This is a genomic window from Streptomyces sp. NPDC050738 (assembly GCF_040654175.1).
Taxonomy (GTDB): domain Bacteria; phylum Actinomycetota; class Actinomycetes; order Streptomycetales; family Streptomycetaceae; genus Streptomyces.
The window spans coordinates 338644-359363 of record NZ_JBFAHN010000001.1 but is presented as its reverse complement, the minus strand read 5'-3'; the positions used below and the strand labels follow the sequence as shown (position 1 = coordinate 359363).

Annotated in this window: 23 protein-coding genes and 1 tRNA gene; 16 read left to right on the top strand and 8 right to left on the bottom strand. The window is 66.6% G+C overall.

The genetic code is table 11. The features are described from left to right. Window positions 1–107: 107 nt before the first annotated feature. Entirely contained in the window at window positions 108–626 is a 519-nt protein-coding gene (locus tag AB0H78_RS01675; protein WP_363232180.1) for a hypothetical protein, read from the bottom strand. A gap of 395 nt (window positions 627–1021) precedes the next feature. After that, window positions 1022–1354 carry a hypothetical protein gene (locus AB0H78_RS01670; RefSeq protein WP_363232179.1) on the bottom strand — a complete coding sequence of 111 codons (333 nt, stop codon included), beginning with the start codon at window positions 1352–1354 and terminating at the stop codon, window positions 1022–1024. Between the two features lie 775 nt (window positions 1355–2129). On the opposite strand from AB0H78_RS01670, the gene AB0H78_RS01665 reads away from it, so the two are divergent. Continuing rightward, window positions 2130–3122, top strand: coding sequence for an HNH endonuclease signature motif containing protein (locus AB0H78_RS01665; RefSeq protein WP_363232178.1), 993 nt, complete (start codon window positions 2130–2132; stop codon window positions 3120–3122). Between the two features lie 798 nt (window positions 3123–3920). On the opposite strand, the gene AB0H78_RS01660 is transcribed toward AB0H78_RS01665, so the two are convergent. Continuing rightward, complete coding sequence (locus AB0H78_RS01660) at window positions 3921–5153, bottom strand: XRE family transcriptional regulator (RefSeq protein ID WP_363232177.1); 1233 nt, start codon at window positions 5151–5153, stop codon at window positions 3921–3923. A 158-nt stretch (window positions 5154–5311) separates the two neighbouring features. Next, window positions 5312–5671, bottom strand: a complete 360-nt coding sequence (locus AB0H78_RS01655; protein WP_363232176.1) for a winged helix-turn-helix domain-containing protein — start codon at window positions 5669–5671, stop codon at window positions 5312–5314. Between the two features lie 158 nt (window positions 5672–5829). On the opposite strand from AB0H78_RS01655, the gene AB0H78_RS01650 reads away from it, so the two are divergent. From AB0H78_RS01650 to AB0H78_RS01590, 13 genes are all read left to right on the top strand, one after another. Continuing rightward, entirely contained in the window at window positions 5830–6174 is a 345-nt protein-coding gene (locus tag AB0H78_RS01650) for a hypothetical protein (protein ID WP_363232175.1), read from the top strand. Window positions 6175–6179: 5 nt separating this feature from the next. Then, window positions 6180–7553 carry an FtsK/SpoIIIE domain-containing protein gene (locus AB0H78_RS01645; RefSeq protein ID WP_363232174.1) on the top strand — a complete coding sequence of 458 codons (1374 nt, stop codon included), beginning with the start codon at window positions 6180–6182 and terminating at the stop codon, window positions 7551–7553. Window positions 7554–7637: 84 nt separating this feature from the next. Further along, window positions 7638–7832: a hypothetical protein gene (locus AB0H78_RS01640; RefSeq protein WP_363232173.1), complete on the top strand. Its 195-nt coding sequence runs from the start codon at window positions 7638–7640 to the stop codon at window positions 7830–7832. A 2-nt stretch (window positions 7833–7834) separates the two neighbouring features. Continuing rightward, on the top strand, window positions 7835–8002 hold the full coding sequence (locus AB0H78_RS01635) for a hypothetical protein (RefSeq protein ID WP_363232172.1): 168 nt from the start codon (window positions 7835–7837) through the stop codon (window positions 8000–8002). A 78-nt stretch (window positions 8003–8080) separates the two neighbouring features. Next, window positions 8081–8704, top strand: a complete 624-nt coding sequence (locus AB0H78_RS01630; protein WP_363232693.1) for a DUF2637 domain-containing protein — start codon at window positions 8081–8083, stop codon at window positions 8702–8704. Window positions 8705–8717: 13 nt separating this feature from the next. Then, the gene (locus AB0H78_RS01625; protein WP_363232171.1) at window positions 8718–8912 is read left to right on the top strand and encodes a hypothetical protein; all 195 of its coding nucleotides are present in this window, start codon (window positions 8718–8720) and stop codon (window positions 8910–8912) included. A 27-nt stretch (window positions 8913–8939) separates the two neighbouring features. Further along, the gene (locus AB0H78_RS01620; protein WP_363232170.1) at window positions 8940–9287 is read left to right on the top strand and encodes a SpdD-like protein; all 348 of its coding nucleotides are present in this window, start codon (window positions 8940–8942) and stop codon (window positions 9285–9287) included. Between the two features lie 91 nt (window positions 9288–9378). Beyond that, entirely contained in the window at window positions 9379–9582 is a 204-nt protein-coding gene (locus tag AB0H78_RS01615; RefSeq protein WP_363232169.1) for a hypothetical protein, read from the top strand. After that, window positions 9576–11234 (top strand): DNA cytosine methyltransferase, encoded by a 1659-nt coding sequence (locus AB0H78_RS01610; protein ID WP_363232167.1) that lies wholly within the window; start codon window positions 9576–9578, stop codon window positions 11232–11234. Before AB0H78_RS01615 ends, AB0H78_RS01610 begins: the two co-directional genes overlap by 7 nt. Continuing rightward, a complete protein-coding gene (locus AB0H78_RS01605; protein ID WP_363232166.1) occupies window positions 11231–11653 on the top strand; it encodes an ASCH domain-containing protein in 423 nt (140 codons plus the stop codon). Before AB0H78_RS01610 ends, AB0H78_RS01605 begins: the two co-directional genes overlap by 4 nt. After that, window positions 11646–13019, top strand: a complete 1374-nt coding sequence (gene repSA, locus AB0H78_RS01600) for a replication initiator protein RepSA (RefSeq protein ID WP_363232165.1) — start codon at window positions 11646–11648, stop codon at window positions 13017–13019. The genes AB0H78_RS01605 and repSA overlap by 8 nt, the downstream gene beginning before the upstream one ends. Beyond that, window positions 13012–13224 (top strand): excisionase family DNA-binding protein, encoded by a 213-nt coding sequence (locus AB0H78_RS01595; protein ID WP_363232164.1) that lies wholly within the window; start codon window positions 13012–13014, stop codon window positions 13222–13224. Before repSA ends, AB0H78_RS01595 begins: the two co-directional genes overlap by 8 nt. Beyond that, window positions 13224–14384, top strand: a complete 1161-nt coding sequence (locus tag AB0H78_RS01590; protein WP_363232163.1) for a tyrosine-type recombinase/integrase — start codon at window positions 13224–13226, stop codon at window positions 14382–14384. Before AB0H78_RS01595 ends, AB0H78_RS01590 begins: the two co-directional genes overlap by 1 nt. 51 nt (window positions 14385–14435) lie before the next feature. Here AB0H78_RS01590 and AB0H78_RS01585 read toward each other — a convergent pair. Then, a tRNA-Gly gene (locus AB0H78_RS01585) sits at window positions 14436–14509 on the bottom strand. Between the two features lie 475 nt (window positions 14510–14984). On the opposite strand from AB0H78_RS01585, the gene dcd reads away from it, so the two are divergent. Both dcd and AB0H78_RS01575 read left to right on the top strand, forming a co-directional pair. After that, window positions 14985–15560 (top strand): dCTP deaminase, encoded by a 576-nt coding sequence (gene dcd, locus AB0H78_RS01580; protein ID WP_363232162.1) that lies wholly within the window; start codon window positions 14985–14987, stop codon window positions 15558–15560. A gap of 20 nt (window positions 15561–15580) precedes the next feature. After that, entirely contained in the window at window positions 15581–16069 is a 489-nt protein-coding gene (locus tag AB0H78_RS01575; protein ID WP_363232692.1) for a phosphoribosyltransferase, read from the top strand. A gap of 73 nt (window positions 16070–16142) precedes the next feature. Here the strand turns inward: AB0H78_RS01575 and AB0H78_RS01570 are convergent, their stop codons facing one another. The 3 genes from AB0H78_RS01570 to AB0H78_RS01560 form a co-directional block, all read right to left on the bottom strand. Next, window positions 16143–17018, bottom strand: coding sequence for a Yip1 family protein (locus AB0H78_RS01570; RefSeq protein WP_363232161.1), 876 nt, complete (start codon window positions 17016–17018; stop codon window positions 16143–16145). Between the two features lie 56 nt (window positions 17019–17074). After that, window positions 17075–18289, bottom strand: a complete 1215-nt coding sequence (locus AB0H78_RS01565) for a hypothetical protein (protein WP_363232160.1) — start codon at window positions 18287–18289, stop codon at window positions 17075–17077. 70 nt (window positions 18290–18359) lie between these two features. Next, window positions 18360–20630 (bottom strand): (Fe-S)-binding protein, encoded by a 2271-nt coding sequence (locus AB0H78_RS01560; RefSeq protein ID WP_363232159.1) that lies wholly within the window; start codon window positions 20628–20630, stop codon window positions 18360–18362. Window positions 20631–20720 lie beyond the last annotated feature (90 nt).

The window sequence follows — 20720 nt, the reverse complement described above, 5'->3', positions numbered from 1 at the left end:
TGATGGGAATCGAACCCGCGGCTCAACGACGGCGTGCGCCGGCGGTCCCTCTCGGTCGGCGCGGTTGCGGTACTTCGCTGCTGCACCGAAGGCAACTGTGATTGGACCTACTTGGCTGTCGCGCATACCGCGCGCAGGAGAACGTCCTTGCCCACCGGGTCGCCGCTGGGCCCGACCGCGATCCAGGTGTGCCAGCTGTTGTCGGCCGGTTCCAGTTGATTGGCGCGCACCATGTAGTTGGAAGTTGTGTGAGTGTCGACGATGTATCCGCCGCCAAAGATCTTTTTGCCGGCGGGGCACGGGACACTCAGCAAGTTGTCGCCGGGCGCAAGGGCGACGTTCCTCGAGACGACCTCATAGCCGCTCAGACCATCTGCACCGGCTACGCCCTTCTCCCCCTTCGCCCCGTTCTCGCCCTTCGGGCCCGTAGGGCCGTGGCCGCCCTTGGGACCTGCCGGGCCTCGGTCGCCCTTGGGGCCCTTGGGGCCGGGTGGGCCCTGGCAGACGTACTTGCCGTCATATTTCTTGCAGCCGTCGTCACCCCCGGCGTAGGCGGCGGGGGAGGTTACGGAGATGAGCCCCAGCGTTGCGATCGAGGCACCGGCCAGCAGTCGTGTGAGTCTCAAGGGAACTTCCTTTCTTGCCGTGGGCGGGTCCGCCGCACAGGAGGGAGATCCCCCCGGCGCGGGGAAGTGCCACGGCTGGAGTTGTGCTTTCCCCTGTTCAGCCCAGGCTCGCGCGAAGATCCATTTTGCGGACCAAGTTTCTGGCACGAATTTGGCACGCGAGACCTGAACTGGTCCAGACAACAAAGAAGCCCCGGGCCGCTGGCCTGGGGCTTAGTCGTGGAGCGAGTGACGGGAATCGAACCCGCGCTCTGAGCTTGGGAATCACCGGTTTCTCAAGGTCAATTTGGCCTGTGACCTGCGGGAACGCCCATTCGTCGAAGCTTCCTACTTGCCGATCTGCACCGGCGTTGCCCGGTGTTCCCCGTTCTGTCGGGCACGGATCGGGCACGGCGTTAGGGCGTGATCCAGTCTGCCCAGCCAAAGGTGAACTTGTAGGCGGCGCGTACCGCGTCCCAGCCTCGGCTACCTGCCAGGAGCGCTACAGCTAGGGCAACGATGAACAGCCCGGCAAAAGCTCCAGCGACGATTGCGCCCGTCGTTGGTGACCGGACCACACCCACGAAGATGCTCACGATGATCGCTATTGCCAGGCCCAGGTGGGCAATGGGCAGTTCGACTCGGAACAGGTTCCGCATCGCCCCGTGTGATGCCTGCATGTCCGCCTTGTAGCGCTCTCGTGCCGCGTCAGGGTCGGCGTTCGGTCCTTCCGGCCAGTGCTGTTCCATGAACTTGCTCCCCCTTCGCCTCTGTCGGAGAGCTTAGGCCGCGACCTCGAACACCCGAGAACGCTGGCTCCTGAGCCTCTCGATGCGAACTACCGGCTTGAAGGTCGTTGAGGTCTTCCGGGCTGGCCAGAACGATGGCAACGGGTACTCATGGACGCGCTTGGTTGGCACGGTTGCGGTACTTATCTGCTGTACGGCAGTCCCCTCCCCGCCGTGCGCTCCAACTGCCTGCGTCGGCCGGTAGCTGTAGACCCGCAGCGCCGGCCCGTTGTGGAGGGGGCCAGCCCGTTCGAGCCGGGCCAGGTGGGTCGACAGTCACCCTTCCACGGCACGGTAGCGGCCCAGTTCGCCTGTCAGGCTTGGCTGAGGGATCCTTGATACCTAGGGCACAGGAGCACGTCATGCCGGTGACCATGGAGCTTGTTAGAAGTGCCAGCTCTCCGCATCGCGTCGTCTATCGGACGCTGACCGTCGAAAGCTCGGACAGCGCAGACGGCATGGATGGGAGCGTTTCTTGGAACTCTCATGAGGTGTACGTCCGTAGTCGATCACATGCTGAATCGATCGCAGTGAGCAACGGCTGGAAACTCGATAGGTCCGGGGAGGCGTGGAAGAGCCTGCCAGCCGAAGATCCGCTTGGTTCGGAGTAGCCGATTTCTACGTGGATTTTAAGAGATCCTGAGCCGAGCGGCCCCATCGTCGGTATCGTCCTGAGTCACAGCCTGCACCTGTAGACACATTTCACTTGGCGTAATTGACTAGAGATGAGATGACGGTGGCAATTAGCAGTGCGGCACGAAAGGTGCTTTGGGCGCGTTCCTCGGATATCTGCGCATTTCCCGGATGTGCTCAACAGCTGACAGTGAATCTTCAGAGTGAAGAATCAAAGACGCTGGAAGCTGCTGGAATCCCGCTCGGTGAAGAGGCGCATATTGCTTCAGGTAGCAAAGATGGACCAAGATACGACAGCTCTTATCCGGCAGAGAAGGTTGATGGGTACGAAAATCTGATTCTTTTGTGCCCGACGCACCATCGACTCATCGACAAGAGGGATGGATCCGGATTCAGTACTGAAACGCTACTGAAAATGAAGACCGACCACGAGTCGGCTCAAAAGAGTCATAAAACCCTAACCGAGCGTCGACTTGAAGAGGTTGAGCTTAGGACGATTGCAATGATCGAAGGTTGGGCGCTCAGGTCGGGCCTTGATGGCTGGCAGAATCTCACGTGGAAGTTGAGTGCACCGGTTCCTCGTCTGAAGATCGACGAGATCGACGGGCTGACCGAGCAAGCTGAGTGGACCCTAACTCGAAGTTGGCCTCCCCAGTACCCCGGGATTTGTAGAGCTTTCAACAATTACGGGATGGTTTTGCGTGACACCGTCAACCATATCCGCACGTCTATGGAGCCGATCGAAGGGCGTTCGGATATCTGGGAGATGTATAGAGAGTATAAATACAGAGCAATGACGCAGGAGGAATATGATGCCTCGTTGGCGGATTTTCATTTCAGGGTAGATGTCCTATCTGAACTTTCGCTTGAACTCACTAAGGCGGCTAACTTCGTGTGCGAAGCGACTCGATCAGAGATTGACCCGCTGTTTCGATTTGAAGAAGGGGTACTCCCGCACCGTGTAGGAGACGGAGTTTTCGTGAATGATTTCACGCGTGAAGAGTACGCCCCATCAGATTTGGAGCGGCCGACCCCGTACCTAGGGAATTCTGCCTTGGTGGCACGGGTGAAAGAGCAAGGTGGGGCATCTCGATAGACCTGCCACCTTGTGTCCAGGTCGGTGGAGGGGCTTTGGCCGGTGTCCTGCCCGGTTTGGGGTTGAGCATGATCAGGGGGCCGTACGCTGCCAGCGACTCGGGCAGGCTTCACCCCTGCCCGCAATGTGACCGAGTGGCCCCCTGGTCTTGCTCGACGCGGGACCCGAACCGGGGAGGTGGGTAAAGCCGTGGAACCGACCGCCCCGGCCACGACAGGGTTCCCCCGCTCCTCAAGGTCGCGCCGGCTTTCGGGCTGGTGCCCCCGCGGTGGGTTAGCGGGTCGTTTGAACGCCTGGGAATCAGGCAGCTTCGGACCGCGTACTTCCGTCGCCACGATCCGGCCTCAATCGGTAAAGCAACGCGTCTTTCCCCTGCACTTTCAGGTTCCCCCTCAGCCATGCCCAGTGCTGGTTCTTCGCCCCCTTGTGGGCGCGGACGGGCGACGGCGCGCGGCCCCGGTGGCGTAGACATTGAGGGAGCCGTGCGGCGGCGTCCGTCCGGCGCCGCCGCGCTTGCGCGGCACTCGACTCCTTGAGATCGATTGACTCCGTCATCTTGGTTGCACGGGCTTCGGCCAAGGGGTCGGGCCTGCTGCTGCGCTCGATGAGTTCGCCCCTGTCGTTTCCCCTACCAGAGGTCGGATCGTGGCGGCGGAGGTGCGTGGGCCGGTAGCGGCCGAAGATCCCCAAGGGACGGCTTTGGCGGATGGGTTGGCAATGATCCAGCCAGCGGCGTGGGCGCCCGGCCACGCGAGCGAAGCGAGCACTTGATGATGTAGGGAAACTCTGTCCGCGCCGTCAGGGTGTGCGGCTGATCGCGTGCAAGTGATCCAAGTACTCGCGGCCGGTCGGCTCGCTTGCGAAGTCCTTGTGCACGATCGAGGCCAGCTCACGGCTGACCATGAGAAGCGACGGCAAGGACTGGCGCTCTCCCTTAAGGGCCCATTCGCCGTAGCTGACGGCCTGCTCCACATCGCCGGCTCGCGCCGCGACTACACCAAGGGTGATCCGTGCTTCGGCCATCCGCATAGGTGACCGCTCGGCGCCATCAAAGTCCGTGCCAGCCCTGATGACTTCGTGGGCAAGGTTCTCGGCAAAGCGGTCTTCGCCAAGGAGCCGGTAACAGTCCATCGCGTAGAAATCGAACTTGGCGGGATCCACTACGAAGTGATGGTCAAGGTTCTCCGGGTAGGGCATCCCCTCAAGGAGCTTCCGCCCGCGATCTAGGGCTACTTCGGTCTGCCGCCTGTCTCCGAGCCGGGCCCAACCCTTCGCCTCTTGCCCAGCGAGCTGCACGGCAACGCCGTGACTCGGTGCGATCTCTGTACCGGCCTTGGAGGCAGCGAGGATCCCCCGGTACTCGCCCGTGGTGAGAGCGAACCATGCCCGCATCTCATGAGCCCATCCGGAGATCTCTGTGTTCCCGGCCTCGGTCGCGAGAGACAGGGCGGCTCGGCGTGTGCTCTCGGCTGCTGCCCGATCGCCCATGTCGTACTCGACACAGCCGATCAGCAGGGCGAGCCATCCGGAGAGCGTGAGCACTTCGCGATGCTGTGCGAGCGTGAGCCGCTGGGCCTGCAATCCGGCCACCCGCTTGAGCCAGGCCCGGCCCTCGACTGCGAGCTGACCACTCGGCAGGTGGGGATACTCCGAACACAGTCGATCTGTCGTGATCCGCAGGGCATCGATGGTCGCGCTGTCTACATCCGACGCTTGCAGACGACTGATGATGTCCAGTGTCTCCATGCCACTCGCTGCGATGATCTCGGCATTGCCATCACGCCGATTGGCGACAGGGAAGATCGCGTGCGTCACCGTGCCGAACATCGCGGCAATGATCGGTTGGTAGAACTCGCTCGGGGTGACTTCGCCGGACTCCCAACGCTTCCACTGCCGGATCATGCTCGATCCCTCGGGCAGCTTCTTGGGTGAGTGCGCTCGGAGTGCTGCGACAGCTTCGGTCTGGGTCCACTGCCGGGCCTCACGCTCGCCGGCGATACGTCGCGCCCATGTCGGCCGTTCGTCGCTCATGTTCCCTGCCTCCCGTTGGGGTGCCTGGATTCGAGTCTGGCATTTCAAAGGCCGGTGACACGGTGGGTGACAGGGGGTTGGCACCCAACCTGTCCCCCGCGTGACACCTGACATGTCACTGGTGAGTCGTGAGCGCTGCGAGCACGGTAGGTCACACGTTAGGCGTCGCCCTGGTGGCCGGCTCGCTTCTCCAACTCGGCGACACGGGCGGCAAGTTGTCGAATCTCGGAGTGGATTGAATTGATCTCATCCCGCTTAACAGACCCGCTTGGCTGGGTGCCCTCAGTGGGCTCCTCTACGAAGTACCCCCGGGTCGGCACGGAGCTGATCAGCCCTTCGTCCATGAGGATCTGGAGGGCGTTGCCGATCGTGACCGGCGTGACGCTGAACCGGTCCGCAAGGTCGCGTAGCGAAGCCAAGCGGTGCCCTGCCGGGAGCGGTCCACTCACGATCTCCGTACGCAGTGCGTCGGCAACCTGCACCTTCTTGGGCCTTGGGTCATGGGCGGCAACGGTCATGACCTGAGGGTACCGATCAGTCCGAACTAAAGCACCATATTGCGCTCTACCTCTTGTGCTCTAGTGTGTACTAGAGCAAGCTAGTTCATGGTGGCTTTGCCACTAGAACCTGAGGGGGCTGATGCCTTCTCAGATCCCCTCGGAATGGGAGTTCGATCATGCGTCAGATCCCCGTAGACACCAGCGCCATGACGGTGATGCTCATCCAGGCGCCGGAACCGAAGATCAAGAACCGGGACACCGGTGAGATCGCGACCGACCGGACCTCGGGCAAGACCCTGTTCAACGTGAACGTCGCCGTGATCGTGGACGGTCGCCCGGACGCCGTGACGATCGTGGTCGCCGAGGACGGTGTCCAGCCGGACCTGTTCCCCGGTGCTCCGGTCTCGCTGCCGGGTCTGGTGGCCCGCCCGTGGGAGAACGACTTCGGGCACGGCATCAGCTACCGCGCCAACTCCGTCGCGGTCGCTCAGGCTCCCGCCATGTCGAACGGCAAGGGCTGATCGCCATGTCCGCATCGACGCTCTTAGTGCTGGCGGTGATCCTGACCGCCCTGCTCCTGATCGCCCGGGTCAAGGCGCCGGCTGTGTACTGGACCCTGGTGGGTCTGCCCGCCGCCCTGTACCGGGTGCTGTCCGCCTGGCGCTCGACCATGGAAGCCTGTGAGCTGATCGTGGATCCGCCTTGGTGGAAGGTCTTCGCCCACAAGATGGCGTCGCCCGGTGGCGCGGATGTGGCCAAGCCCCGGATCCCGCACATCCACGGCATCCGCCCGACCACTACCGGCCTGCGTCTGCGGCTGCGTCTCGCCGCCGGCCTGACTCCGGAAGACGTGGTCAAGTCCGCTGAGCGACTGCGGCACGCCTGGGCCGTTCACTCTGTGCACGTCCGCGAGATCAAGCCGGGTGTGGTGGACATCCGTCTGACCGGCTTCGATGTTCTCGCTCGGGTACGGATGCCTCGCCGGCTGGTCCGTGGGCCCCTGGCCGTGTCCGTCGCCCTGCGGGAAGACGGGTTGCCGTTCGTCCGTGACTACCAGGAGATCCCGCACGCGCTGACCCTGGGCGCCAACAAGTCGGGTAAGTCGATGTACCAGCGCTGCCTGATCAAAGGTCTCGCCCCGCTGGACGTGGCCGTGGTCGGGATCGACTGCAAACGCGGTGTCGAACAGTCCGCGTACGCTCCTCGCCTGACCGCGCTTGCGATTACCTCGGCTGAGGCTGAGGGGCTGCTCGATGCGCTGGTGGTCGAGATGGAAGAGCGCTTCGACCTGCTGTGCCTCCACCAGAACATCGCCCCGGGCACCCCGTTGGAAGACATCACCTCGGACATCTGGGGCCTGCCCAAGAAGCTCCGACCGATTCCCATCGTCGTGTTGATAGACGAGATCGCGGAACTGTTCCTGATCGTCTCCCGCGCGGACGCTGTACGCCGCGATCACATGGTCACCCAACTGGTCCGTCTCGCACAGCTCGCCCGCGCGGTCGGCATCCATCTGGAGGTGTGCGGGCAGCGCTTCGGCTCCGAACTCGGCAAGGGAGCAACCGCCCTGCGGGCCCAGCTCTCGGGCCGTGTGGTGCACCGCTGCAACGACAAGCAGACCGCAGAAATGGGCCTGGGCGACATCAACGATCTCGCCGTGGTCGCCGCGACCGCGATCGCTGCCGATCGTGCCGGTACCGCGATTGCCGGGGACTCCTCCGGTGGCTGGTCCCGCATCCGAACCCCGAAGGTCAAGATCGGCGAAGTCGCCGCCACCTGCCGGGAGTTCGCGCATCTGACGCCGGACATCCCGACCTTGGCCGCCTACCGCCCGCAGAGCCCGGCCCCGGTTCCGGTCCCGCCGGCTGCCGCTCCGGTCGCCGCTTCCGGCACTCCGTAGTTCTCCGCCTCACCCCGGTCGGCGTGACCGTCTCGCGCCAACTCCCTACCCCGCTCATGCCCGAACTCAGGAGGGAAGCCCGCTGTGTGCCCCAACTGCGAAGACCTCAACCGGACCGTGCTCATGCTCTCCGACCTGGCCCTGTACGCCGCTCATGTGGAGGCAGACCAGCACTTCGCCGACGTGGTGGGCCACGCGCTCGCCGAGTCCCTGCCGCTGGACGCCTTCGACCCGCCGCTCTACGGCATCCCGCCCGGTGACCCCGGTGAGGAGTCGTGACCATGACCGCTCGTACGCATCGCCCCGCCGGCTGCCCGGTCTGCAAGGGCACCGGAGAGATCCCCGTTCCTGTTCGGGTCGGCCGCTCCCGCCGCGTGGTCGGCACACAGAACGGGCTGTGCCTCAACTGCTTTGGCTCCGGGCGCAATCCCAACCCCGACACCAATTGATCACCGCCGTTGCCGGGCGGCCGGACACCGATTCCCCGCCCGGCAACGGCCCCAACACCCTGGAAGGGGGACCCCGTGATGAAGACCCTGCGCATGGACGCAGTCCTCGTACAGGCCGTGATCGCCGGTGCCCTGTCCTTCGCCCATCTCCACGACATCGCCGACGCGGCCGGACAGCACGGCTGGAAAGCCTGGGCCTACCCGATCAGCGTGGACCTGCTCCTCGTGGCCGCGTGGCGCCGGCTCCGTACCGGTGGCCCGTCCCGGCTGGCCTGGTGCTGGTTCCTCGTTGCCCTGACCGCCTCGCTCGGGGCGAACGTGGCGACGGCCGGATTCCTCGACCTGGCGAACACCCCTGCGTGGCTGCGGTTCCTGGTCGCTGGTTGGCCCGCGCTCGCGTTCATGGGTGGCACCCTTCTTGCTCACGCACCCAAGCCCGTGCCCCCGGACGCCTCGCCGGCTGAACCAGTCCCGTCCGCTGCCGCTTCGGCGTCGATCGTGCGTGAGGAAGCCCCCGCCCCGGCGCCGGTCCCCGCGCTGCCCGCCGCCGTACCGGTGCCCGCCGCCCTGTTGGAGCACGCCCGCAAGGTCGCCACCGCGCACCACACCGCCACCGGGCAGCCGATCGACTCTGCGACCCTGCGCAGCCGCCTGGGCGTTGCCCCGCAGCTCGCTGACGCGATCACCGCCCAACTCACCTGAGAGGACAGATCCGATGACCGTTTCCCTGCCGCTCGTCCTGGTCCTGGCACTGATCGCCTGGGCTGCCGTCAAGTACCTGCACGTCCGGGGCTGGGTGGTCGTGGTCCTGCTCCTCCTCGGCTTCTACCTCCAGGGCACGTTCCTGGCCCCCGCCATCGACTCCGGCACACGGTCCGGTGTCGACGTGATCAACCAGACCGGCAAGTGATCCCCAACCCCTGAAGGGAGAAAGACCATGTTCAAGCCCCGCTACCCGATCAATCCCACCCCGACCGGCGCCCTGTACCCGGTGATCCACCCGACCGCCGTGATCCCTGCGGCCCCTGTCCAGCCGCAGCACCCGGCGCCGTGTGCCTGCCAGCACCCCGCCCCGGCCCCCGTTGCTCCGGTCCGTTCCGGTGTGCAGCTCTCGACCGGCGGTGTGATCGCCCTCGCCGTTGGCGGGACCGGCGTCGTCCTGGTGATCGGCGCGGTTCTGATCTCGATGTTCCTCGCGGTCGCCGTTACCGCCGGATCGCTCGCGCTGCTGGCTGTGGTTTTGCGCTCGATGCTCAACAACCCGCCGGCTGACCGGCGACGCTGACCGGCTCCCGGAGCGGCTTCAACCGCCAAGTCTCGTCCGCTCCGGGCGCCGTGCCCCTGTCCGATCCCATGAACCGGAAGGAAGAACCATCATGAACCACCGCCCTGCGTCCGTGCGCCGGATCTGCCCGGACTGCGACGGCTTCCCGATCGTCGCTATCACCACCGGCACCCGTCACGCCGACGGATCGCGCCATGTGCTCCCCGTCATCTGCCAGGCCTGCCACGGCACCGGACGCACGATGCGCCCCGTTCGTCTCTCCGCTCCTGCGGTGAAGGTGGGTGCGCTGTGCTGAGTGTCTATGACGAGTTCGCCGGTGTCGGCGGCTCCAGCGAGGGACTGACCAAGGTCCCCGGAACACAGCTGATCTTCGCCGCGAACCACAACAAGCAGGCCGTTGCCTCGCACGCCGCGAACTTCCCCGGCGTCGACCACTTCGAAGGCGACGTGGCCCGCGCCCGCATCGAGACCTTCCCGCGTGCTGACATCTTCTGGGCCTCACCCTCCTGCCCGCCGTGGTCCAACGCCCGTGGCAAGCGACGCGACTTCGACCACTCCACCCAAGGCGTGCTCTTCGGTGAGGTGGAACCGGATCCGGAGATCAAACGGGCCCGCGCTCTCATGGAGGAAGTCCCCCGCTACCTGCGGGCCATGAACCTGCGCGGGAAACCGGTGCTGGCCGGTGTCGTGGAGAACGTCACCGAGTGCCGGAAGTGGGACCAGTGGGGGCGCTGGATCGCCGAGATCCGTGCCGAGGGGTATGCGACGCGGGTCATCGCGCTGAACTCCATGCACGTCATCGCCCCGCGCTCGATGCGCGCCCCGCAGTCCCGCAACCGACTGTTCGTCGCCTACTGGCGCACCAACCTGGGCCGCACCCCGGACTGGAACAAGTGGTTACGCCCCACCGCCTGGTGCCCGCTCTGCGATCAACTCGTCACGGCGTTGCAGGTGTTCAAGAAGCCCCGCACCGACATGGGCGCCTACGGGCGCTACGGGCAGTACTACTACCGGTGCCCGCACGTCTCGTGCCGCAATACGATCGTGGAACCCGACGTGATCCCGGCCTCCGCCGCGATCGACTGGACCCACCAGGGCACCCGGATCGCGGATCGGACCGAACCGCTCGCGGACGCCACGATGGACCGCATTCGGGTGGGCATCGCGAAATACGCCAGTCCCCTGACCGTGCCCGCCGGCGGGACCTGGCGCACCGCCGCATCCCCCATCGATCAGCCGATGCCGACGCGCACCACCCGCGAGACCGATGGTCTTGCCGTGCCCGCGCTGCTGGTGCCCACCGAGGGCCGCGACGGCAAGACCGCAGTCTCCGCGTGTGAGCCGCTGCGCACGCAGACCGCCCGCAACGAAACCGGCCTTGCGATCCCGCCGTTCCAGATCAGTTTGCGCGGGGGCGGCTCCAAGAACGCCGTACACACCATGGACGAGCCGCTCGGGACGGTCACCGCGTCGGGCAACCATCACGGGCTGGTCACCCCGGATGTTCCGGCCATGGTGATGCGGAACAACGGCAGCAAGGGCGACGGGCGTGAGCACTGCACCCCTGCCACTGAGCCGCTGCGCACGCTCACCACCGCCGGTCACCAGTCGCTGGTCACCTGGCAGCGCCTGTTGGTCCCGTACTACAGCAACGGCACCGCCCGCCCGGTCGAAGAGCCCGTGGGCACCGTGACCACCCGCGACCGGTGGTCCCTCGCGGAAGTCGCCGCGAACCTCGATCTGGGCGACGTGCGGTTCCGGATGCTCGAGCCGTGCGAGATCGGCCGCGCCATGGCCTTCCCCGACACCTACATCGTCTACGGCAGCAAGCGTGACCGGGTCCGCCAGTACGGCAACGCGGTCACCCCGCCCGTCGCCGAAGTCCTCATCTCCGCCCTTGTCGAAGCCATCACCGGCATCGAACTGGACCGGCAGGTGATCGCGTGACGACGATGACCGCCGTGCGTGCCCTGACCCTGTGGCAGCCCTGGGCATCCTGCATCGCCTACGGCACGAAACGCATCGAGAACCGGTCCTGGCCCACCGAGTACCGGGGTCCGGTCCTGATCCACGCCGGGCAGACCGTAGACCCCTACGCGGGCACCGCGCCCATGTGCCGCCCCTTCCTGCACCGGCCCTTCCCCCGCGGCGCCGTCCTCGCCGTGGCTGTGCTCGACAACTGCCATGCGGATGACGGGTACTGCACCCTGTGGTCCGCCAAGGGACGCTTCCACTGGCACCTGAGCAACGTCACCACCCTCGCCCGACCGCTGCCCTGGGCCGGTGCACGCGGCCTGTGGACACCACCCGCCGGACTGCTCTCCTCCCCGCTGCTGGCCGATGCACTGGCGGTGGCCCGTGGCTGACACCCTCGATGCAACCACCCTGGGAGACCTGCTGCGGGTGGCCTCCGCCCCGGACTTCGACCGCTGGCGAGAACAGATCCGCAAGACCGGCGGCTGCTCCAACCCGATCCACCTGACCGGCTGGACCCTGACCCGCGACAAGACCACCGGCCAGAACCTCCACGCCTACTCGACGGGAGATGAACCCGGTGGCCGGCTGCGGGTCGCCTGCGGAAACCGCCGCGCCTCACGCTGCCCCTCCTGCGCCTACCTCTACGCCGGAGACGCCTACCGCCTCATCCGCGCCGGACTCTCCGGAGACGACGCCATGAACATCCCCGCCACCGTGAGCAGCCGCCCGCGCGTCTTCACCACCCTCACCGCCCCGTCGTTCGGGCCGGTCCACAACCGTCCCGATACCGGCCGCTGCCGCTGCGGTGCCCGCCATGGGGACGATGACCCTGTCTTGGGCACCCCGCTCGACCCGCGCTCGTACGACTACGCGGGCGCCGTGCTGTTCAACAACCATGCCGGGGAGCTGTGGCACCGCTTCGTCAATCGGCTGCGCCGTGAACTGGCCGCCGCTGCCGGGCTGACCCAGAAGGCGTTCCGGGAGTCGGCTCGGCTGTCGTTCGGGAAGGTCGCCGAATTCCAGAAGCGCGGCGCGATCCACTTCCACGCCGTGATCCGCCTCGACGGACCTGACGGACCCGATACCGAGCCCCCGCGGTGGGCCACCCTCGAACTCCTCACCCGCTGCATCGAGGCCGCGGCCGTCCACCCCTACGTCACCGCCCAAGTCCCCGCCGCCGGGGACCAACCCGCGCGCGCTCTCGCCTGGGGCAGACAGCTCGACATCCGGCCCGTTCAGGCTTTCAACGATGGTGACGACATCACGGAAGGGGCCGTGGCCTCCTACGTCGCCAAGTACGCCACCAAGGCCGCTGAGAGCACGGGCACCCTGGACCGGCGGATCGGGGAGCTGGCGGAGCTCGACCAGCACCAGGTCCCCGATCACGCCCGCCGACTGATCCGCGCGTGCTGGGACCTCGAACCCCTCTACCCCGCCTACCGGCTGTGGGCCTGGGCTCACATGCTCGGCTTCCGGGGCCACTTCCTGACCAAGTCCCGCCACTACTCCCGGACCTTCGCCGAACGGCGCTCCGTACGTGCCGAGTACCGCGCTGCCGAACAACGCGAAGCCCTCGGCCTGCCCGACCCGGACACCACCCTCGTCCTGGCCCACTGGTCCTATGCCGGCCACGGCCACACCCCCGGCGAATCCGCCCTCGCCGCATCCATCGCCGAAGACATCCGCCTCAACCGCGAAACCGCACGCGAAGCCATGCAAGACCATCGACAAGAAGGGACGCACGATCATGAATGAGCGATACCTGAGCGTCACCGAAGTCGCTGTAGTGCTCGGAACGACCGTGCGCTTCCCCCGGCGCCTGATCGAGGAACGCCGGATCCCCTACGTGAAGTGCGGCCGACATGTCCGCATCGCGGAAAGCGCACTGCGTGAGTACATCGACGCGAACACCGTGGACCCGGTCCGGCGTCGCCGTAGCCGGTATGGGCGGGCTGCCTGATGACGGGCAAGAAGCGTCGTTTCGGGCGCATCCGCAAACTGCCGTCCGGCCGCTATCAGGCGCGGTATCTGGGACCCGATGGCATCGATCGGCCCGCCCCCGACACCTTCGCGACCTCGACCGACGCAGACGATTGGCTGGCTGAGCAACAGACCGAGGTCCGCCGCGGTGAGTGGATGGATCCCGACGCGGGAGCGGTCAACTTCGAGGCCTACGCGCTCACATGGGTGGATGAGCGGGGCCTGTCGGCAACGACGGAAGAGCTGTACCGGCGACTGATGCGGCTGCACCTGCTGCCCACCTTCGGTGCGTGGGACCTGGATGAGATCACCGCCCCCGGGATCCGGACCTGGCGCGCTGAACGGCTGAAGGTAACCGGGAAGACCACCGTCGCGAAGTCCTACCGGCTCCTCAAGGCGATCATGCAGACGGCCACGGACGACGAGTTGATCCGCCGCAATCCGTGCCGGATCAAGGGTGCAGGCACCGAGACAGCGGCCGAAGGACTCGTTGCGCGCGTCCCCCAGGTGGATGCCGTCGCCGATGCCATGGGCAACCGATGGAAGCTGATGGTCTACCTGGCCGCGTACGGTCCGGCCCGCCCGGAGGAACAAGCGGCCATGCGGCGCCCGGATGTGGACCTGAGCGAAGTCGGCGTCTGGGTCCGCCAGGCAGAGCCGGAACTCACCACCGGCCGGCGGGTGCTCGGTGACACGAAGTCCGAGGCGGGGAAACGGTTCATGGCGCTGCCCGCCTTCCTGCGGCCGTACCTGAAAGCGCACCTCGCCCTGTACGCGGAACAGAAGCCTGACGGCCTGCTGTTCGTCGGGGAGCGGGGCAAGCCCTTCCGGCGTTCCACCTTCGGGCGCAAGTGGCGCAAGGCGCGGGCAGTCGCCGGTCTGCCGGACAACTTCCGTTTCTACGATCTCCGGCACACCGGGCACACCCTCTCGACCCGGTCCGGTGCCACGCTCAAGGACACGATGGTCCGCGCCGGGCAGTCCTCCGAGAAGGCAGCGATGATCTATCAGCACTCCGACCAGGAGCGTCAGAAGGTGGTCGCCGCCGGCTTGGACAAGATGATTCAGACGGAGCGGGCCAAACAGAAAGACACATCACACGATCGAGCATCGGGCACGGAACGGGCACGCGACGGGTGAACTGGTCCAGACAACAAACAAGGCCCCGGTCGGTGACCTGGGCCTTTGTCGTGGAGCGAGTGACGGGAATCGAACCCGCGCTCTGAGCTTGGGAAGCTCATGTTCTACCATTAAACTACACTCGCGCAGCGCGTCCCTGAGGGCCTCGCATCGTCGCTCACCTTACCTCATGGCCGGCCCCGGGCGTATCCGCTCAGGGGCCGTCGTGCGTTCCGGGGTGGGGATCTTGGTGTGGGGCGCGGTAGTTGGGTCGTACGGTGGTGTCCCGGAGCGCCGGGTGGATTGCTGTCCTGTTCATCCCTTAATGTGGCGTTTTCTCGGCCATGCTTGATGGGGAAGGGACTTGATGGATTCGATGGAGCGCACCGTCGTCCGCTGTGCCGAAGGGCACGTGTTCAGTACCAACTCGTTCCCGATGCAGCAGCTTGGGGCCGACCGGCTCGGGCCCGGGCGGCTCATTCGCTGTCCGCGGTGTGCGCGGTTGCGGCATGCCGTGCCGGTTGCCGGGGAGCAGCGGTAGCCGGAGGCGGGGCAAGCGGAGTACAGGCGCGCGGGCTGTCCGATTGGGGCGGGGCCGCGCGCTCTGCGTATCCTCGGGGCGTGCTTCTCTCAGACAAGGACATCCGGGCCGAGATCGATGCCGGGCGCGTGCGCATCGATCCGTACGACGAATCGATGGTGCAGCCGTCGAGCATTGATGTGCGTCTCGATCGCTTCTTCCGGGTGTTCGAGAACCACCGGTACCCGCATATCGATCCTGCCGTCGAGCAGGGGGACCTCACGCGCGAGGTCGAGCCGGAGGGGGATGAGGCGTTCATCCTTCACCCTGGTGAGTTCGTGCTCGCTTCCACCTATGAGGTCATCTCGCTTCCCGATGACATTGCCTCTCGGTTGGAGGGGAAGAGTTCACTGGGGCGGCTCGGGCTTGTTACGCATTCCACTGCCGGGTTTATCGATCCTGGATTCTCCGGGCACGTGACGCTTGAGCTCTCCAATGTCGCGACGCTGCCCATGAAGCTGTGGCCGGGCATGAAGATCGGGCAGCTGTGCCTGTTCCGGCTGTCGTCGCCCGCCGAGCACCCGTACGGCAGCGAGCGGTACGGGTCGCGGTACCAGGGGCAGCGCGGGCCGACCGCCTCGCGGTCCTTCCTCAATTTTCATCGGACACAGGTGTGAGTGCGGGCGTGAGTACGACAGTGCGTGAAGATCTGACCTATGAGGGATTCGGCAGTGCTGTGCGTGAGCTTGCGCAGACCATTGCCGACGACGGGTATGAGCCCGACATCGTGCTGAGCATTGCCCGCGGCGGCGTTTTTGTCGCCGGCGGTCTTGCCTACGCGTTGGACTGCAAGAACATTCATCTGGTGAATGTGGAGTTCTATACGGGGGTGGGGACGACTTTGGAGATGCCGGTCATGCTGGCTCCCGTCCCCAACGCCATCGACTTCTCGGACAAGAAGGTGCTCATCACCGATGACGTCGCCGACACCGGGAAGACGCTGAAGCTGGTGCACGACTTCTGTCTGGGGGCTGTCGCCGAGGTGCGGTCCGCCGTCATCTACGAGAAGTCGCACTCGCTCGTGAAGTGCGAGTACGTGTGGAAGCGCACCGATGACTGGATCAACTTCCCCTGGAGTGTTGAACCGCCCGTCGTGCGGCGTGAAGGACAGGTTCTCGACGCCTGAGAGAGTTGAGAGTTGACGTGGGAAAGGGACCCCTTGGGGCCCCTTTTCGCGTCGTACGGGCGCGTACGTCGGGTCAGATCGTGCCCAGCTTCAGGAGCGACAGCAGCGCCAGCAGTTCGATCGCCGACGCCGCCAGGGCCTTCGGCCACGGCAGGTCGTGGGACTTGCTCACCATGGACGTGAAGAGCGCCGCTGCCGCCAGCCAGGTCGCCCAGCCGATGATCTGGACCAGGCCGTTCTCGCCGCCCAGGAACAGGGCGAAGAGGAGGCGGGGCGCATCGGTGATCGACATGATCAGCATCGAGAGGCCGACCGTGGGCTGCCAGGAGCCGTCGCCGCCCAGTTGGCGGGCGAGCGTGTGGGTCACCGCGCCGAGGATCAGGCCGCCGATGACGATCGAGACGCCCGTGGTCAGGACGTACGGGACCGCCGTGGACAGCGTCGCGTCGACCGCGTCCTCGCGGGCCTTGTCGAAGCCGAAGAGCGCCAGCATTCCGTAGAGGAACGTGACGATCAGCGCCGGGCCCCAGACCGCGTGGTCGCGCATCTGCCAGAAGGTCGGGCCCGGGCGCAGCACGATGCCGCGCAGCAGGTCCTTCCAGTGCAGGCGCGGGCCGATCGGCGGGGCCGGGGTGTTGCCGGCGCGGTAGGTGTTGCCGTCGCCGTACGGGTCCTCGTTGATCGAGAAGGCTTGGGTGTGGCCCGGGTTGTTGGCCGCACTGGGCGCGTACGGGTCATGGGCGTACGGGTCGCCGAAGTACTCCGGCTCGCCCTGCTGCCCGTTGCCGTACGGCTGCTGATGCTGCTGCTGGGCCTGCGGCCACTGCTGCTGCATGCCCTGATGGCCGTACGGCCCAGGAGGCGGTGCCTGCTGTCCGTACGGCTGCTGCTGCGGTTGTTGGCGCGGTGTGCGGTTGTCCCGGCCGCGTCCGTTTCTGAATCCAGCCACCCATCGAACGTACCCGTTCCTGGGCGGCCTTGAGCCGGGGCCGGGGATCGGGGGCTTCATTGCTGCTGAGCTGTGACATCCCTTACGGGGGATCCCCGACGGGTCGCGAGCAGCGGCGCCCCCAGCACCACCGGCACCCACATCAGCAGCCACAGCCGGTCGAGTTCATCGGGGCGGGGGAGCGCCGAAGCCGTGGCCGCGCCGGTCAGAGCTGCCGCCAGGGCGGGCAGGGCGAGGCGGGGGAGCAGGCGCCACAGGGCCAGGGAGCTGACCGCGAGCAGCGCGGCGAAAGCGGACTCGGTACGGCCCCAGGTCAGCCAGTACTGGGTGATCAGCGGTGGCAGCCGCAGCCAGGGCGCCGCCACCTCGGGCCGGGTGAAGTGCTCCGTCAGCACCTCCTGGGCGGCGTGGGTCGCGCCCGGCAGGCCGAGCAGGCGGCAGCCGAGAGCGAGCAGGAGTGCAGCGGCTGCCGAGGCGAGGCCCAGGCGGCGGGGCGCGGTGTCCTCCCGTACGAAGGCCCAGCGCAGCAGGCAGGCCGCCGCGAGCGCCGCCGCGAAGAGCAGCGCCGTCGAGTACTTGGTGGCGCACAGCACCGCGAAGCCGGTGAGGAGGGGAGCCGTGCCCGGCCGCCCTTCGAGGATGCGGTACGCACCGAGTACGCAGGCCAGCACCGCCACCAGCACCAGACCTTCGGTCAGGGGCCGCATCGCCCAGTTCCCCGGCGCCCCGAAGAGCAGCAGCCCCTGCCCCCCGGCCGCGGTCCACGCACCCGCGCCCGCCTCGCGCAGCAGCCGGTACGCGAGGAGGCCCGCCGCCGCGGTCAGCAGCAGTGCCGTCGTCCACAGGCCGGGGGCGATGCCGAGGAGGGCGATGGCGGGGGCCGCGAGGAGGGGGTAGCCGGGGCGGGTCGTGAAGATCCGTTCGTAGGCGGGGGAGTTGGGGGCCAGGCCTTCCGCGTGGGCGCTCAGGCAGGTGGTGCGTGGCGTCGCGGGCTGTCCGGCGCAGTACGCGGACAGGGCCTCGCGCCGTGCCTGCGCAGGGGGCTCGCCCAGGTACTCCAGTGCGTTGCGCGTATAGCGGTAGGAGTCGTTGGAGTACGACCAGTGCGGGGTGATCGCGGCCTGGAAGCAGACGAAGACGAGCAGGACCAGGAGCGGCGCGGTGGCGCGGCCCCTGCCGGAGCGGGGGAGGCGGCCGGGCGTCGTGGCAAGCGGGAGAGCCGGCGCGGGCACGGGGGGAGAGGCGGCGGGCGCAGGGACGCGGGTGGGCATGCGCCAGGCGTAACGCGAACGGCCGGACCCGCCCCCGAGGCGGATCCGGCCGTTCCTGCGTACGTACGAACTACTTGACCGGTTCGGGCTCCGGAGCGTCCTCGGACTCTTCCGATTCCGCCGGGTCCGCGGGGACCTTCACCGAGTCGAGCAGCAGCTGCGCGACGTCGACGACCTGGAGGGTCTCCTTCGCCTTGCCGTCGTTCTTCTTGCCGTTCACGGAGTCCGTGAGCATGACCAGGCAGAACGGGCAGGCAGTGGAGACGATGTCCGGGTTGAGCGACAGCGCCTCGTCCACGCGCTCGGTGTTGATGCGCTTGCCGATCCGCTCCTCCATCCACATGCGCGCACCGCCGGCGCCGCAGCAGAAGCCGCGCTCCTTGTGGCGGTGCATCTCCTGCTGGCGCAGGCCGGGGACGGCGGACATGATCTCGCGCGGGGGCGTGTAGACCTTGTTGTGACGGCCCAGGTAGCACGGGTCGTGGTACGTGATGAGGCCCTCGACCGGGGTCACCGGGATCAGCTTGCCCTCGTCGATGAGGTGCTGGAGCAGCTGCGTGTGGTGGATGACCTCGAACTCGCCGCCCAGCTGCGGGTACTCGTTCGCGATCGTGTTGAAGCAGTGCGGGCAGGTCGCGACGATCTTCTTCGTGGCCTTGGGCTTCTTCGTCTCGGGGTCTTCGTCGTCCTCGCCGAACGCCATGTTCAGCATCGCGACGTTCTCCTGGCCGAGCTGCTGGAACAGCGGCTCGTTGCCGAGACGGCGGGCCGAGTCACCGGTGCACTTCTCGTCGCCGCCCATGATCGCGAACTTGACGCCCGCGATGTGGAGCAGCTCGGCGAAGGCCTTGGTGGTCTTCTTCGCGCGGTCTTCGAGCGCGCCCGCGCAGCCGACCCAGTACAGGTACTCGACCTCGGTCAAGTCCTCGATGTCCTTGCCGACGATCGGGACCTCGAAGTCGACCTCCTTGGTCCACTCCACGCGCTGCTTCTTGGCAAGACCCCAGGGGTTGCCCTTCTTCTCCAGGTTCTTGAGCATCGTGCCGGCCTCCGAGGGGAAGGCGGATTCGATCATCACCTGGTAGCGGCGCATGTCGACGATGTGGTCGATGTGCTCGATGTCGACCGGGCACTGCTCGACGCAGGCACCGCAGCTGGTGCAGGACCAGAGCACGTCCGGGTCGATGACACCGTTCTCCTCGACCGTCCCGATCAGCGGGCGCTCGGCCTCGGCGAGAGCGGCTGCGGGGACGTCCGCCAGCTGCTCGGGCGTCGCCTTCTCGTTGCCCTCGGCGTCCTTGCCGCCGCCTGCGAGCAGGTACGGCGCCTTGGCGTGCGCGTGGTCGCGCAGCGACATGATGAGGAGCTTCGGGGAGAGCGGCTTGCCCGTGTTCCAGGCCGGGCACTGCGACTGGCAGCGGCCGCACTCCGTACACGTGGAGAAGTCGAGGATGCCCTTCCAGGAGAACTGCTCGACTTGGGAGACACCGAAGACGGCGTCCTCGGCCGGGTCCTCCCAGTCGATCGTCTCGCCGCCGGAGGTCATCGGCTGCAGCGCGCCGAGCGCGGTGGCGCCGTCGGCGTTGCGCTTGAACCAGATGTTCGGGAAGCCGAGGAACCGGTGCCAGGCCACACCCATGTTGGTGTTGAGCGAGACCGTGATCATCCAGATGAAGGAGGTCCCGATCTTGACCATGGCGGTGAAGTAGATCAGGTTCTGCAGCGCACCCAGGCTCAGGCCCTTGAAGGCGAGGACCAGCGGATACGAGACGAAGTACCCGGCCTCGTAGTGGTGCACGCCCGAGATGGCGCCCTCGAGCCCGCGCAGGGTGAGGATCGCGAGCCCGATGATGAGGATGACGTACTCGACGAAGTACGCCTGGCCCATCTTGGAGCCCGCGAAGCGCGACTTGCGGCCGGCCCGCGAGGGCAGGTTCGAGAGCCGGATCGCCATCAGGATCAGGATGCCGACGGTCGTCGCGAGTCCGATGAACTCGGTGTACATCTCCAGCGGTACGAAGGTGCCGATCCCCCAGGGGAGCACCCAGTCGGCCTGGAAGAGCTGGCCGAACGCCTGGATCAGGGTGGGCGGCAGCGTCAGGAAGCCGATCGCGACGAACCAGTGCGCGAAACCGACGATTCCCCACCGGTTCATCCGGCTGTGCCCGAGGAACTCCCTGGTCAGAGTGATCGAGCGCGCTTTGGGGTCGTCGGTGCGGCTGCCCGCGGGAACGGGCTGGCCGATCTTGACGAACCGGTAGATCTGAGCGACGGCTCGCGCGATGAGCGCGATGCCGACGACGGTCAGCACCAGCGACACGATGATCGCGACGAGTTGCATGGAGGGCTCCTCGGGCCTGCGAGGGATGGGCTTCAGAATGATTACTAAGCGGTAACTTATGCAGTCCGTCTGAGACTACCCATTTCCGCG

Coding starts and splice junctions, on each gene's coding strand:
- AB0H78_RS01650 (WP_363232175.1), top strand. CDS start 5,830: ATGCGTCAGATCCCCGTAGACACCAGCGCCATGACGGTGATGCTCATC.
- AB0H78_RS01635 (WP_363232172.1), top strand. CDS start 7,835: ATGACCGCTCGTACGCATCGCCCCGCCGGCTGCCCGGTCTGCAAGGGC.
- AB0H78_RS01565 (WP_363232160.1), bottom strand. CDS start 18,289: ATGCCCACCCGCGTCCCTGCGCCCGCCGCCTCTCCCCCCGTGCCCGCG.
- AB0H78_RS01625 (WP_363232171.1), top strand. CDS start 8,718: ATGACCGTTTCCCTGCCGCTCGTCCTGGTCCTGGCACTGATCGCCTGG.
- AB0H78_RS01560 (WP_363232159.1), bottom strand. CDS start 20,630: ATGCAACTCGTCGCGATCATCGTGTCGCTGGTGCTGACCGTCGTCGGC.
- AB0H78_RS01670 (WP_363232179.1), bottom strand. CDS start 1,354: ATGGAACAGCACTGGCCGGAAGGACCGAACGCCGACCCTGACGCGGCA.
- AB0H78_RS01645 (WP_363232174.1), top strand. CDS start 6,180: ATGTCCGCATCGACGCTCTTAGTGCTGGCGGTGATCCTGACCGCCCTG.
- AB0H78_RS01615 (WP_363232169.1), top strand. CDS start 9,379: ATGAACCACCGCCCTGCGTCCGTGCGCCGGATCTGCCCGGACTGCGAC.
- AB0H78_RS01595 (WP_363232164.1), top strand. CDS start 13,012: ATGAATGAGCGATACCTGAGCGTCACCGAAGTCGCTGTAGTGCTCGGA.
- AB0H78_RS01660 (WP_363232177.1), bottom strand. CDS start 5,153: ATGAGCGACGAACGGCCGACATGGGCGCGACGTATCGCCGGCGAGCGT.
- AB0H78_RS01620 (WP_363232170.1), top strand. CDS start 8,940: ATGTTCAAGCCCCGCTACCCGATCAATCCCACCCCGACCGGCGCCCTG.
- AB0H78_RS01590 (WP_363232163.1), top strand. CDS start 13,224: ATGACGGGCAAGAAGCGTCGTTTCGGGCGCATCCGCAAACTGCCGTCC.
- AB0H78_RS01630 (WP_363232693.1), top strand. CDS start 8,081: ATGAAGACCCTGCGCATGGACGCAGTCCTCGTACAGGCCGTGATCGCC.
- AB0H78_RS01655 (WP_363232176.1), bottom strand. CDS start 5,671: ATGACCGTTGCCGCCCATGACCCAAGGCCCAAGAAGGTGCAGGTTGCC.